General features: G+C 64.5%; 12 protein-coding genes. 4 read left to right on the top strand and 8 right to left on the bottom strand.

From position 1 onward, the window contains the following. Window positions 1-274: 274 nt before the first annotated feature. The 3 genes from Q8N40_RS16605 to Q8N40_RS16595 all read right to left on the bottom strand — a co-directional run bounded on the left by Q8N40_RS16605 (window position 275) and on the right by Q8N40_RS16595 (window position 3,141). Window positions 275-1,105: an enoyl-CoA hydratase gene (locus Q8N40_RS16605; RefSeq protein WP_305712575.1), complete on the bottom strand. Its 831-nt coding sequence runs from the start codon at window positions 1,103-1,105 to the stop codon at window positions 275-277. 120 nt (window positions 1,106-1,225) lie between these two features. Next, entirely contained in the window at window positions 1,226-1,927 is a 702-nt protein-coding gene (locus tag Q8N40_RS16600) for an SDR family NAD(P)-dependent oxidoreductase (protein WP_305320274.1), read from the bottom strand. 215 nt (window positions 1,928-2,142) lie between these two features. Beyond that, a complete protein-coding gene (locus tag Q8N40_RS16595) occupies window positions 2,143-3,141 on the bottom strand; it encodes a glutathione S-transferase family protein (RefSeq protein WP_305712574.1) in 999 nt (332 codons plus the stop codon). Between the two features lie 103 nt (window positions 3,142-3,244). On the opposite strand from Q8N40_RS16595, the gene Q8N40_RS16590 reads away from it, so the two are divergent. Next, window positions 3,245-5,029: an acyl-CoA dehydrogenase family protein gene (locus tag Q8N40_RS16590; protein WP_305320272.1), complete on the top strand. Its 1,785-nt coding sequence runs from the start codon at window positions 3,245-3,247 to the stop codon at window positions 5,027-5,029. Window positions 5,030-5,255: 226 nt separating this feature from the next. Continuing rightward, window positions 5,256-6,344 (top strand): Zn-dependent alcohol dehydrogenase, encoded by a 1,089-nt coding sequence (locus tag Q8N40_RS16585; RefSeq protein ID WP_305320271.1) that lies wholly within the window; start codon window positions 5,256-5,258, stop codon window positions 6,342-6,344. 58 nt (window positions 6,345-6,402) lie between these two features. On the opposite strand, the gene Q8N40_RS16580 is transcribed toward Q8N40_RS16585, so the two are convergent. The 5 genes from Q8N40_RS16580 to Q8N40_RS16560 form a co-directional block, all read right to left on the bottom strand. Then, entirely contained in the window at window positions 6,403-6,756 is a 354-nt protein-coding gene (locus Q8N40_RS16580) for a nuclear transport factor 2 family protein (protein ID WP_305712573.1), read from the bottom strand. 129 nt (window positions 6,757-6,885) lie between these two features. Then, window positions 6,886-8,355 (bottom strand): amidase, encoded by a 1,470-nt coding sequence (locus Q8N40_RS16575; RefSeq protein WP_305712572.1) that lies wholly within the window; start codon window positions 8,353-8,355, stop codon window positions 6,886-6,888. A 78-nt stretch (window positions 8,356-8,433) separates the two neighbouring features. Next, window positions 8,434-9,588, bottom strand: a complete 1,155-nt coding sequence (locus Q8N40_RS16570; RefSeq protein WP_305712571.1) for an alpha/beta hydrolase — start codon at window positions 9,586-9,588, stop codon at window positions 8,434-8,436. Between the two features lie 166 nt (window positions 9,589-9,754). After that, entirely contained in the window at window positions 9,755-11,299 is a 1,545-nt protein-coding gene (locus Q8N40_RS16565; protein ID WP_305320267.1) for an acyl-CoA synthetase, read from the bottom strand. A gap of 165 nt (window positions 11,300-11,464) precedes the next feature. Beyond that, on the bottom strand, window positions 11,465-12,637 hold the full coding sequence (locus Q8N40_RS16560) for an acetyl-CoA C-acetyltransferase (protein ID WP_305712570.1): 1,173 nt from the start codon (window positions 12,635-12,637) through the stop codon (window positions 11,465-11,467). Window positions 12,638-12,788: 151 nt separating this feature from the next. Between Q8N40_RS16560 and Q8N40_RS16555 the strand changes: the two genes are divergently transcribed. After that, entirely contained in the window at window positions 12,789-13,463 is a 675-nt protein-coding gene (locus Q8N40_RS16555) for a TetR family transcriptional regulator (protein WP_305320265.1), read from the top strand. A gap of 84 nt (window positions 13,464-13,547) precedes the next feature. Continuing rightward, window positions 13,548-14,218, top strand: a 671-nt coding sequence (locus Q8N40_RS16550; protein ID WP_305712569.1) for an SDR family NAD(P)-dependent oxidoreductase, incomplete at its 3' end; no start/stop codon positions are given.

The following is a 14,218-nucleotide window of genomic DNA, read 5'->3' as shown; positions in this document are numbered from 1 at the left end:
CATTCGCCCGGCGACTGGAAGCTGGTGCGGTTCGAAAAGCTGATCGCCGTCGCGCCGAAGGAAATTCCCTGCGCCAGCTGGCGGCTGGCGGCGCAACAGGTGGTGCTGCAAGCTGCGGTTTGAAACTCTCTTCCTCATCCTGAGGAGCCGCGCGCGCTTCGCGCGGCGTCTCGAAGGATGGCAGCAGGCAATGTGCCAGATGGTTCGAGACGCACGCCGGCGGCGCAAGGCGCTGCCAACGCGCTCCTCACCATGAGGGATCAAACTTTGTCGCTTAGCTCCCCGTGAACACCGCCTTGCGCTTGTCGATAAACGCCTGCACCGCTTCGCGGTGATCGGCGGTCGTGGTCAGGCGGACCAGCCGCTCCGCCTCGTGGTCGCGCGCGGTGGTGAAATCGAACAGCAGGGCCTCGTCGAGATTGTCCTTCATGTAGCGCAGCGCCAGCGTCGGGCCTTCCGCCATCGATTTTGCCAGCGCAAAGGCGGTTTGCTGCAGTTCGGCGTCGGGCACCACGCGGTTGACGAGGCCGATGGCCTCCGCGCGCCGCGCCTCGACCTTGTCGGCGGTGAACATCAACTCGCGCGCCCGCGAGGTGCCGACCAGCCGGGTCAACAGCCAGGCGATGCCGTAATCGCCGGACAGCGCCACCCGCAGATAGCCGGTGGAAACGAAGGCCGATTCCGCCGCGATCCGGATGTCGCAGGCCATCGCCAGCGCGAGGCCGGCGCCGACCGCGGGGCCGGGCAGCGCCGCGATGGTCGGCTTGCGCACCGACACCAGCGCGCCGGTCAGCAGCCGCTGGCGTTCCTGCAGGTCGGCGACCTTCTCGTCATAGGACATGGCCAGCCGCTTCGGGTCGCGATGGGCGCCCATGCCCTTGACATTGCCGCCGGCGCAGAAGGCGGTGCCGGCGCCGGTGATGAGCAGCGCCCCGACATCGGGATTTTCGCCGCACACCTTGATCATGTTGCGCAGCGCCGGGGTCAGCGCGTCCGACATCGCGTTGCGAACTTCGGGACGATTGAGCGTGATGATGGCGACGCGGTCGCGGATGACGCACAGCAGTTCATTGGTGCCGGTGTCGACGGTGATCTCGGTGGCCATGCTTCCCCCATTATTGTTGTTATTGCCGCCGTCATTCCGGGGCGATGCGCAGCATCGAACCCGGAATCTCGAGATTCCGGGTCTGGTGCTGCGCACCATCCCGGAATGACGGCGTTGCCCTCAGAACTTCTCGACCCACGGCCGCAATTCCTGTTCCCAGCTCCAGGCGCTGCGCGGCTGTTGCAGCACGTTCCAGTAGCTCAGCGCAATGGCGTCGGGGTCCAGCATCGAATCCGGCCGGTCGGCGGGTTCGCTGCGCGCGGCGCTGCGGATGCCGCCGTCGATGACGAAATGCGCCACATGGATGCCCTGCGGCGACAATTCGCGCGCCATGCTCTGCGCCAGTCCGCGCAGCGCGAACTTGCCCATCGCAAACGGCGCCGATTGCGCATAGCCCTTGACGCTCGCGGACGCCCCGGTGAACAGGATCGCGCCGTGCTTGTTCGGCAGCATCCGCATGGCCGCCTGCTGCGCCACCAGGAAGCCGCCGAAGGCGCTGACCGAGATCGCCTGGGCGACCTCCGACGGCACCAGACCGGTGAAGGGGCCGCGGGCGCGGGCGCTGGCGTTGTAGACGACGACATCGGGCGTCCCGATCTCGCGTTCGACCAGCCCGAACAGCCGTTCGACCTCGTCCGCATGGGTAGCGTCACAGGCGAAGGCCCGCGCCCCGGTCTCGGTGCAGAGCGCGCCAAGCTTCTCGATCTTGCGCGCCGCCAGCGCGACGCGAATGCCCTGGTTGGCGAACAGCCGCGCCAGCGAAGCGCTGAGTCCCTCGCCGGCACCGACGATCAGGGCGATCTTGTAGTTCGGCGTTTGCATGGGCGCTGTCCTTGAATGATCGGTATCTAAGACCTGGTTTCACAAATCGACGTGCAGCCCATCCTTCGAGACGCCCGGCATCGCTACGCTTCGCCGGTCTCCTCAGGATGAGGTTTGGCTTGTTGAAACACAACAACCTCATGCTGAGGAGCGAGCGACGCGTGCGTCTCGAAGCATGGGCAGCAAGCGACTCATCTATCTCACACAGTCCGTATCTAGGCGCGCAATCCGGCCAGACAACCCGCCGCGGCCAGCACCATATCGAGCGCGCTCTTGTCGGCGACATCGGCGTATTTGGCGCGCAGCATGCCGAGCGATCGTGCGTGATATTTCTGCGGCTTCTGGGTCCAGACCTTGTCGCCGAGCGTGACGCTGAACTCTTCCTGTCCCTGCCTCAGCGCGGTCTCGTTGGCGAGCGTCCAGGGCCAGAATTGTCTGCCGACCTGCCTGACCAGAATCGGCATCAGGGTCGGCGCGAGTTCGGTCCAGCTCTCGAACGCGCCTTCCGCGCGCGGCCACAGCATGCGGTGCACCCAATCGAGCACATGCGGCGTGTTGCCTTCGATCAGGGCGCCGGCGGTCGGATCGGTCCAGAGCTCGTAAAACTGTCCCCAGAGGCCGAAATCGCCGAATGCCGGCCGGCCGCCGAACAGATAGGGGCGGCTCGCGAGGTGGCTGTCCAGCAAACCCAGCATCTCGACGAAGCCGTTCTCGATCTGCGGCGTGGTCATCGCGTTGGAGCCGACGAACCAGACCCGATCCACCATGCGGACGCGCACCTGGGCCGCGAATGCCTCGTGCTTCTCTTCGCTGGCCGCGGGATTGCGCATCCGCGCGATGCGCCCGGCCGAGGCGCGCTGATCGACGTCGCGCGCCCAGCGGTAGTGAAACATCCATTTGTTGCCCCACTCGTCGCCGAACTCCTCGATCAGCGCGGAGATGAAGTTGGCGACCGTGTCGCCGGGATGGATCGACGGCTCCGGATGGAGCTTTTCCATCGCGTCGATGATCGGCGTGGAATCCTGGATGCCAGTCCCCTCCGGCGTGATGACCAGCGGAATGATCGGCATTCTGGCGTATTTGTCGTATTCCGCCTGGCTCGCCGTATTGCGCAGCAGCCATTGATGCGGAATGGCCTTGTAGCGGAAATAGGAACGGATCTTGACCGAGTAGGGCGACATCTCGGCGCCGATGATGCGGTATCCCTCAGCCACAGGGTGATCCTCCAAATATGGTTGTTGACGGCGTCATCGCCTGCATTATCGGTAGTTGGTCTATATCGTCAGGATATCGGGCGGAACGAACAAGAGTCAAAAAATGCAGCAGACAGCCAGACAAAGCGATCCAACGCCGCCCGCCGACCAGCCCGGCCTGCTCGCGCCGGATACGTCGGGCATGAACTTCTACCGCGCCGATCCGGCATTGACGGACCTGCTGCGCATTCACCTGCCATCTCCGCTGTTTCGTCATGTCGAGCCGCATCTCGATCGGCTCGGCGCGCTCGCCGGCGGCCATCTCGACGAATGCGCGCGGCTGGCCGACCGCCATACCCCGGTGCTGCACCAGCGCGACAAATTCGGCCGCGACGCGCAATGGATCGAGTACCACCCGGCCTATCGCGAGCTCGAAGCCGCCGCCTTCGGCGAATTCGGCATTCACGCGATGTCGGTGCGAAAGGGCATTCTGGGCTGGCCCGACAAATATCCGGTGGTCGCCAAACACGCTTTCACGTTCCTGTTCAATCAGGCCGAGTTCGGGCTGGGTTGCCCGATCAACGTCACCGACGGCTGCGCCAAATTGCTTTCGAATTTCGGCAGCGAGGCGCTGAAGGCCAGATATCTCGACGGATTGACCCAGACCGACATGAGCCTGCTGACCCAGGGCGGCCAGTTCATGACCGAGAAGGAAGGCGGCTCCGACGTCGGTACGCTGACCACCACGGCGGTGCAGGAAGGCGATCACTGGCGGTTATCGGGCGAAAAGTGGTTCTGCTCCAATGCCGATGCGAAAGTCGTGATGCTGCTGGCGCGGCCGGAAGGCGCGGGGCCCGGCACCCGCGGCGTCGGCCTGTTCCTGATGCCGCGGACGCTCGATGACGGCACGCCCAATCACTACCGGATCGTTCGTCTCAAGGACAAGCTCGGCACCCGCTCGATGGCCTCGGGCGAGATCAAGCTGGAAGGCGCGATCGCCTATGCGGTCGGCAAGCTCGATCGCGGCTTCGTGCAGATGGCCGAGATGGTCAATTCATCGAGGCTGTCGAACGGCGTCAAATCCACCGCGCTGATGCGCCGCGCATATCACGACGCGATGACGGTGGCGCAAGGCCGCGTAGTGTTCGGCCAGCGTATCGTCGATCTGCCCTTGGCGCGGCGGCAGTTGATGAAGATCATGCTGGCGACGGAACAGGCGCTGTCGATGAGCTTCGTCACAGCCGACGCACTGGACCGCGCCGAGGCCGGCAGCCAGGACGCGGCGGCGCTGCTGCGCATCCTGACGCCGACGCTGAAATTCCGCGCCACCCGCGACGCCCGCAAGGTCTGCGGCGACGCGCTCGAGATGCGCGGCGGCATCGGTTACATCGAGGAATTCGCCACCGCGCGGCTGCTGCGCGACTCCCATCTGGGCTCGATCTGGGAAGGCACCGGCAATATCGTCGCGATCGACGCGCTGAAGCGCGCGGTCGGCCGCCACGGCGCCGAGGCGGCATTGGCCGCCGACCTGCACGCCCGTCTCGACGACAGCGCCAACGTGCCGCAGGTCTGGCGCGGCCGCTTGCGCGATCTGACCGACCGCGCCATCGGTTTTGCGCGCGAGGTCGCCAGCCGCATGGACAACGAGGCCGAAGCGCGCCGCGCCACCAGCCTGCTCTATCATGTCGCAAGCGCCGTCGTGCTGGCCTGGGAGGGCGGGCGCATCCACGAGATGCGCGGCGACGCGCGCCGGCTGTTGCTGTCGCGGATGGTGATCGACCACCGCGTTGCCGCGGGTGATCCATTCCGGCTGACGGAAAATGCGGCGCAGCGCGCCATGACAGGCCATTTGCTCGGCGATCGCGCGGTTGACATGGCCGAGGTTGGCGAATTGCTTTCGGCGGCGTAGGCTTGCTGCCGCAACGAGCGTCTCTTACCCTCCCCTGGAGGGGGAGGGTCGGCTCGTATGAGCGCAGCGAAATGCGAGACGGGGTGGGGTGACAGTCTTTCAACTCGGGCACAGTTCGAAACGAGAGACTGTCACCCCACCCCGCCGCTCATTTCATTCGCGTCGACCCTCCCCCGCCAGGGGAGGGTGAACGCCACCAAAAAGAACATAAGAGGAGGAAACACTGATGAAGGCCGCCGTCCTGGTTGAAGTCAACAAGCCGCTCGTGATCGAGGACGTGAGCCTGCAGAAGCCGGGCCCGCGCGAGGTGCTGATCCGCACGTCCGTCGCCGGGCTCTGCCACTCCGACCTGCATTTCATGGAAGGGCTCTACCCGCATCCGCTGCCCGCAGTGCTCGGTCACGAGTCGGCGGGCATCGTCGAACAGGTCGGCTCCGACGTCACCTACGTCAAGCCCGGCGATCACGTGGTGACGTGCCTGTCGGTGTTCTGCGGCACCTGCGACAATTGCTCGACCGGGCGGCCGGTGCTGTGCACCGACACCACGGTTAAGATGCTGCCCGGCGCCTCCAACCGGCTGTCATGGGCGCGCTCGGAGAAGCTGAACCAGTTCCTCAATCTGTCGTCATTCGCCGAGCAGATGCTCGTGCACGAAAACGCCATCGTCAAGATCAAGAAGGAGATGCCGCTCGATCTCGCGGCCCTGATCGGCTGCGGCGTCATCACCGGCTACGGCGCGGTAGTCAACACCGCCAAGGTTCAGCCCGGCGAGACCGTGGTCGTGATCGGCTGCGGCGGCGTCGGCATGGCCGCGATCAACGGCGCCGAGATCGCGGGCGCCGGCCGCATCATCGCGGTCGATACCAATCCGGCCAAGCTGCAACTGGCGACCAAACTCGGCGCCACGGACATCATCGATCCCCGCAATGGGGACGTGGTGCAGCAGGTGCGCGACCTCACCAATGGCGGCGTCAATCACTCGTTCGAGGTGCTCGGCCGCAAGGAGACCGCCGAGCAGGCGTTTGCGATGCTGGCTCCCGGCGGCACCGCCACCATCGTCGGCATGATCCCGTTCGGCCAGAAGATCGAGCTGCACGGCTTCGACTTCCTGCGCGAGCGCAAGATCCAGGGCTCGTCGATGGGCTCCAACCATTTCCGCGTCGACATGCCCCGGCTGGTCGAGTTCTACATGCGCGGCAAGCTGCATCTGGAGGACTGGATCTCGGCCAAGCTGAAGCTGAGCGAGATCAATGACGGCTTCGCCGCCATGAAGGCCGGCAAGACCGTGCGCAGCGTCATCATGTTCGACGCGTGATTCTTAAATCCCTCCCCACTGCTACGCGGGGGGAGGGACGAAGCGAGCACAGCGATCGTCACCGCGATACATGCGCCGAAACCGCCAGCCAGCGGCCGTTCTGCCGGGCCCAGCAATCGGTGTAGCGGCCTGAGCCCTGTTGACCATCCGCCGTCGTGTAGCGCGTGGCCGCGTGGATGATGGCAAAATCTCCCATCAGGCGGATCTTGACGTCATGCGCCTCGAGATTCCGGATCGTCACCGGCACCGCGGTCTGCCTGAGAAAGCCGGCGCGATCGACCAGCGACTTGTCGGGATTGGAGCAGTAGAATTCGTCGGCGAGAATTTCGTCGAAGCGTTTGACGTCGGAATGCTGCACGGAATCGATGTAGTCACGATTGAGGCTGGTCAGTTCGGCAAGGTCGTTGCGCATGTTCGTTCTCTCCGGTCATTCCGGCGCGCGCGCAGCGCGAACCCGGAATCTCATGTGAACAACTTCGAGATTCTCAGGTGCGCAATTGCGCACCATAGTTCGAGGCTTCGCCTCACCCCGGAATGACGATTAATCATCGAACATCGGGGGTGGCACAAACCCGCCGAATTCACGCTCGACCAGTTCCGCCAGTTTCAGCGGCGTGCGGTCTTCCAGCCAGGGGCCGACGATCTGCACGCCGACCGGCAGGCCGCCGGTGAGGCCAAGCGGGATCGCGGTGGCGGGCAGGCCGGGCAGGGTGGCGATGCCGGGCCACGCCAGTTGATCCGGGTAGACGTAGTCCTTGCCGTCGATGCTGATGCGGCGGGCCTCCTGAGGCTCCGTATGATCGTGCGGATAGGCCGGTGTCGGCATGATCGGGCAGATCACCGCATCGAATGTCCTGAACAGCTCGCGCCATTGCGCACGCAGCCGGGCGCGGGCGCCATCGTCGAGCACCCAGTCGCGATGGCTCTGCGTGATGCCGCGCAGCCGCTCGGCGGCCAGGCTCCTGTTGTCGGCCGTCAGCTGCGCGGCTCCGGCCTTTGCGCCTGCGACGGCGTCAGGTGGAAGGGACGCGCTGAGAAACCCCATCAGCATCCGCATATAGAGCCGCGACGAATCGGCGAAATCCGGCAGCAGCGGACTGTGCCGCGCGATGCTCACGCCGGATTTGGCCAGATTGCCTGCCAGTTTCTCGATGGCGCCGCGGATGTCCTTGTCCGCCGGCATGACCGGATCGCTGTCGATCACCAGCACGCGAAAATCCTTCAGCGCGGTGTGACGTGGCGGCGGCAGCGCGAGCCTGTAGCCGACGCCATTGTCGAGGGGATCGGGTCCCGCGATCACGTCGAGCAGCAGCGACAGGTCGGCGGCCGAGCGCGCCATCGGTCCGATCACGGACAGATCGCGATCGAGCGGGATCGGCGGCAACGGCGGCGGCGTATGGCCGCGCGGCGCCACGAGGTTGTAGGTCGGCTTGTGCGCATAAACGCCGCAGTGGAACGCCGGTACCCGCAGCGAGCCGCCGATATCGGAGCCCAGCGACAGCGGCCCGTAGCCTGCCGCCAGCGCCGCCGACGATCCGCCGGAGGAGCCGCCGGGGGTGCGGCCGAGGTCGAACGGATTATTGGTGGTGCCGTAGATCTCGTTATAGCTCTGCCAGTCGGCGAGCCCGACCGGCACATTGGTCTTGCCGAGGATCACGCCGCCCGCCTGCTTGACGCGGGCTATCGACAGCGCGTCTTCGCTGGCCACAAAATCCTTCTGCGGCGAAAAACCCCAGGTCGTCGGCAACCCCGCGACATTGTAGGATTCCTTCACCGTCAGGGGAATGCCGAGCAGCGCGCCGGTTTCGCCGCGCGCGCGCGCGGCGTCGGCGGCGCGGGCGGCTTCCAGGCCGCGGGCGAAATCACGCACGCAAACCGCATTGATCTTGCCGTCGTGGCGCTCGATGCGGCCGATGGCGTCCTGCGCCAGTTCGACCGCGGAGACCTTTTTCGCCGCAAGGGCTGCCGACAGTTCGGTTGCGCTCCTGAAGCTCCATTGCGATTTGGCCAAGATATTCTCCTGCTGACTTGTGCCTGGCGCCGATGATGCGCAGTTACGGTTGAGCCTGCAAGCCGGGCGGTCAATCGATCAGCGGCCCGTACCGCCCACCTTGAGGAACCCCAGCAGCAGCCGGCTCACCTCGGCGGGTTGCTCCTGCTGCACCCAATGACCGGCGCCGTCGATCAGATGACAGCCGATCATGTTGGTGCACGCCGTCTTCTGCATCGCCTCGATCACGCCCGGCCGCTGATAGATGCCCCAGTCCTGCTGGCCGGAGATGAAGCATGAGGGGACGTCGATGGTCCGGCCGGACCAGGTCTGCAATTCCGGGATGAACTCGCCGGAGGTGCCGCAGCGGTACCATTGAAGGCCGCCCTGGAATCCGGTGCGGGCATATTCGTCGCTGTAGAACGAGAGCTCGCTGTCGGGAAGCCATTGGTTGGCGGCGATGACTTCCGCCGACGGCATTTCCTCGGCGACCGTCTCAGCCATGTCCCTGGCCAGATCCATCACGTAATAGGTCGGCAGTTTTGCCAGTTCGCTCGCGGTCCAGCCCTGCAGCGGAGTGGGCTTGTTATCCTTCCAGTCCGCGCTCTTGTGGTGATAGTAGCCGCGCAGGAAATCATGCACGCCCTGCGGCGCGCGGTGCATGTCGGCGTTGGCCTGCCGTGTCGAGTAGTACCATTGATAGTGTTTTCGCGGGCGCGGCAGTGCCGCTAGGTCGCGATGCACGGGATCCTCGGCCTTCGGCTTCGGCGGCGCGTCGGCAGTGTCGAACGGTAGCGGCGGCGGTCCGGCGAACGGCGCGCTCATCAGCGCGACCGACCGGAATACGTCGGGCCGCACCAGCGCACACCAGGCCGCGACTGAGCTGCCGAAATCATGTCCGACCACCGCATCGACATGGCGATAGCCGAACGCCGACACCAGCCCGAGCGCGTCGCGCACCAGATTGAGCAGCCGGAACGAGTTGAGATCGCCGTCGTAGCTCGGATCCCAGCCGGTGGTGCGGCCATAGCCGCGCTGGTCCGGCGCGATCACGTGGTAGCCGGCGGCCGCGAGGGCAGGCATCACCTTGCGCCAGCTGAACGCCAGCTCCGGAAAACCGTGCAGCAACAGCACGCAGGGCCGGCCCCTGGTCTCGAAACCGGCTTCCAGCACATGCATGCGCAGGCCGTTGATGCCGTCGACATAGCGGGAACGGATGGTGGAGGGCAGGGGAATGTCGGGAAGGGTTGCCATCAGTTCACGCCTTTCTTCCTTCTCCCCTTGTGGGAGAGGGTGGATCAATCGCGCAAAGCGCGATTGAGACGGGTGAGGGGTTTGTCTCCGCGGATAGAGACCCCTCATCCGCCGTCGCTTCGCGAAGGCACCTTCTCCCACAAGGGGAGAAGGGAAGGAAGCGGCCCTACACCTTCACGGCCGTCTTCGGCCAGTATTTGTCGCGCAGATGCCGCTTCACCAGCTTGCCCGTCGGCGTGCGCGGCAGCTCGGCCTCGAAATCAATGCTCTTCGGGCATTTGATCGGCGACAGATGTTTGCGGCAGAACACGATCAACTCGGCCTCGAGTTCCTTGCCGGCCTTCGCCATGTCGTGCGGCTGCACTACCGCCTTGACCTCTTCGCCCATTTCCTCGTTCGGAACGCCGAACACCGCGACGTCGGCGACGCCGGGGTGGGTGATCAGCACGTCCTCGGTCTCCTGCGGATAGATGTTCACGCCGCCGGAAATGATCATGTAGGATTTTCGGTCGGTGAGATAGAGGAAGCCTTCCTCGTCGAGATAGCCGACATCGCCGAGCGTCGACCATCCTTTTGCGTTATAGGCGCGCTTCGTCTTCTCGGGATCGTTGTGATAGGTGAAGACAGGCGCATCCGCGAAATACACCGTGCCTATTTGTCCTACCGGCATTTCCGCATCGTTTTCGTCGAGGATCTTGATCTTGCCGACCACGGCGCGGCCGACGGTGCCGCGATGATCGAGCCATTGCTGCGAGGTCGACACCGTGACGCCGTTGCCTTCGGAGCCGGCGTAATACTCGATCAGGATCGGTCCCCACCATTCGATCATCTTCGCCTTGACGTCGATCGGGCAGGGCGCCGCGGCGTGGATCGCGCCCTTCAGCGAGGAGACGTCATAGCGCGTCCGCACCTCGTCCGGCAGTTTGAGCATGCGCACGAACATGGTCGGCACCAGCTGCGACTGGGTGATCCCATGCTTCTCGACCAGTTTCAGGAATTGCTCGGCATCGAACGATTCCATGATCACCGACGTGCCGCCGAGCGTGATCGCCATCATGTTGAAGCGCAGGGGAGCTGCGTGATAGAGCGGCGCCGGCGACAGATAGATGCTGTCGGATGATATCCCGCACATGTCGGCGCAGAGGATTTTCATGAACGCGTTCGGCGCATCGATCGGCTTGTTCTCGAATTCTTTCTTGATGCCCTTCGGCCGTCCGGTGGTGCCCGACGAATACAGCATGTCATAGCCGGCGACCTGGTCGGGAATCGGCGTGATCGGCTGCGCAATCGCTTCCTTGTCCCATGAGCGGAAGCCGGGCAGCGGCTCGTCAAGCATGTAGAACAGCGGCTCGCCGGGCGCGCCGGTGACCAGCCCCCTGATCTGCTCGGCGCATTTCGGCGAGGTTACGACCAGCTTGGCGCCGCAGTCCTTGATGATGTAGGCGATCTCGTCCTGGGTGAGGTAGCGGCTGATCGCGGTGTAATACAGCCCCGCGCGCTGCGCCGCCCAGCAGATCTCCATGAACGCCAGCCGGTTCTCGATCAGGAACGCGATGTGATCGCCTGCCTTCAGGCCGAGCGCGCGGAACAGCTGTGCGCCCTGGTTCGACAGCTCGTCGAGCTCGCGATAGGTGATCGCCTTGCCGGTGCCGGCCATCTGGTAGGCGATCTTGTCGGGTTGCGTGCGGGCATAGATCGACGGATGGGTCATGGGGTTTCCTTGGAGATTTTATTACTTGCGTCGTCCCTGCGACCGCAGGGACCCATAACCACCGTTGGCAGTGAGACGGCGTGGTGTCGCCTCCGTGCCTGACGTCACCGTCGGTGGTTATGGGTCCCCGCGTTCGCGGGGACGACGATAGATTTTACGGGGCTGTTACAGCCGCTCGACGATCGTCACATTGGCCATGCCGCCGCCTTCGCACATGGTCTGCAGGCCGTAGCGCTTGTTGCGCTGCTTCAGGGCGTTGATCAGCGTGGTCATCAGCTTGGTGCCGGAGCCGCCGAGGGGATGGCCGAGCGCGATGGCGCCGCCGTTGACGTTGAGCCGCGCCGGATCGGCGCCGGTGGTTTTCAGCCAGGCGGTGGGCACCGAGGCGAAGGCTTCGTTGACCTCGAACAGGTCGATGTCGTCGATCGACATGCCGGCCTTCTTCAGCGCGCGCTCGGTGGCGTGCAATGGCGCGTCCAGCATGATCACGGGATCGCCGCCCATCATGGTCATGTGATGGACCCGCGCCAGCGGCTTGACGCCGAGCGACTTCAGTCCGCGTTCGTTGACGACCATGACGCCGGAGGCGCCGTCGCAGATCTGGCTGGCGCTGGCGGCGGTGAGCTTGCCGTTTTCCGCGATCAGTTTGACGCCCCGGATGCCGTCGAGCGTGGCGTCGAAGCGGATGCCCTCGTCGATCGAATGCGTATCGGTCGATCCGTCGGCGCGCGTAATCTGCAGCGGAATGATTTCGTCCTTGAACTTGCCGGCCTGGGTGGCGGCGATGGCGCGCTGGTGGCTCTCATAGGCGTACTGGTCGAGCTCATCCCTGGACAGGCCGTATTTCTCCGCCATCATTTCCGCGCCGGTGAACTGGCTGAACACGATGTTCGGATACTTCTTCTCGATGCCCGGGCTCTTGTAGGTACCGAAGCCGTTCTTGGCCGGCAGTTGCGACGACAGGCCCATCGGCACCCGCGTCATCGATTCCACGCCGGCGGCGATCACGATATCCATGGTGCCGGACATCACGGCTTGCGCGGCGAAATGCAGCGCCTGCTGCGACGAGCCGCATTGGCGGTCGACCGAGGTGCCGGGCACGCTTTCTGGCAGTTTCGAGGCCATGATGGCGTTGCGCGCCACGTTGTTGGACTGTTCGCCGGTCTGCATGACGCAGCCCATGATGACGTCCTCGATCTGGTCGGGGGCAGCGCCCGAGCGCTCGACCAGCGAATCCAGCACGGAAGCCGCCAGATCGGCCGGATGCCAGCCGGCGAGGCGTCCTCCCTTGCGGCCGCCGGCGGTGCGTGCGGCGGCGACGATGTATGCCTCGGCCATGAGCGTTCTCCCTGATTGTTTTGGTGGGTTTTGAAGGATGGGCCGGATTTAAGTGGTGCAAGGGGATTTAGTCAATCAATCAATTAACTCTTGAGTGCAGCCGCGGCATCGGGTTATCTGCGCCCGGATCTGGGGCGCCTTGAAGCAAGTCATGGAATCGCAGTTGAATACCAGCGTACCGACAAAGCTCGCGGGCGGAAAAAACTCGACGGCCGAGAAGCTCCTCGTCGCCGCCAGCGACCTGATGATCGAGCGTTCCTCGATCGACGTGTCGCTCAGCGACATCGCGCAGAAATCCGGCGTCAACGCCGCACTGGTGAAATATCATTTCGGCAACAAGGACGGCTTGCTGCTGGCGCTTCTGGCGCGCGATGCCGCGACCGAAGTGACGCAGCTGGAATATCTGCTGGCCCAGCCGATCGCGCCGACCGCAAAACTGAAGCTGCATATCGCCGGCATCATCCGCGCCTATCACCAGTTCCCTTATATGAACCGGCTGATCCATTATCTGCTGCATGAAAGCAGCGTCGATTCCGCCGACGAGGTGTCGAAGTTCTTTGTCGCCCCGCTGCTGGAATTCCATCGCCGGCTGCTGGCTGAAGGGATCAAGGCCGGCGAGTTCCGCAACATCGATCCGGTCCTGTTCTACACCAGCCTGATCGGCGCCTGCGACCATCTGTTCTTCGGCCGTCACGCGATGTCGCGCGCCACCGGTGTCGGGCCGGTCACCGATGAGGTTTGCCGCCAGTATATCAAGCATATGGAAGCGCTGATCTGCGGCGGCATGCTGGAAGAAGAGAAGGGGCGAATAGCGAATGGCGAGTAGCGAATAGATTTTCTTTCTTCTGTTCGCCATTCGCCATTCGTCATTCGCCCACTACCAAGAAAACGCCCAAGGAGAGGTTTTATCATGCAGTTGAAAGACGTTGCCGTTCTCATCACCGGCGGTGGCTCCGGCCTCGGCGCCGCCACCGCGCGCGCCATGGCCGCCAAGGGCGCTAAAATCGGCGTGCTCGACCAGAGCATGGAAAACGCCGAGAAGGTCGCGGCCGAGGTGGGGGGCGTCGCCCTTCATGCCGACGTCACCAACGAGGACCAGGTCAAGGCGGCGATCGCCAAGGCCGAGGCCGCCCACGGCATCGCCCGCGTGCTGATGAACTGCGCCGGCATCGGCGGATCGCAGCGCATCGTCGGCAAGGACGGCGTCTATCCGCTGGCCAAGTTCGTCCGCATCATCAACGTCAATTTGATCGGCACCTTCAACGTGCTGCGGCTGTTCGCGGAACGGCTGGCGACGGAAGCGCCGATCGGCGAGGAGCGTGGTGTCGTGATCAACACCGCCAGCGTCGCCGCTTATGAAGGCCAGATCGGCCAGATTGCCTATTCCGCCTCGAAGGGCGGCGTGGTCGGCATGACACTGCCGGCGGCACGCGATTTCGCCAGCCTCAAGATTCGCGTGAACACCATCGCGCCCGGCCTGTTCCTGACGCCGTTGCTGATGGGATTGAACGAGGAAGCCCGCAAGAGCCTTGGCGCCCAGGTGCCGCATCCCGCACGGCTCGGCGACGCCTCCGAATACGG

Origin of the sequence: Bradyrhizobium sp., from assembly GCF_030693485.1 — a bacterium.
Lineage (GTDB): Bacteria > Pseudomonadota > Alphaproteobacteria > Rhizobiales > Xanthobacteraceae > Bradyrhizobium.
This window is presented reverse-complemented; position numbering and strand designations above follow the sequence as displayed.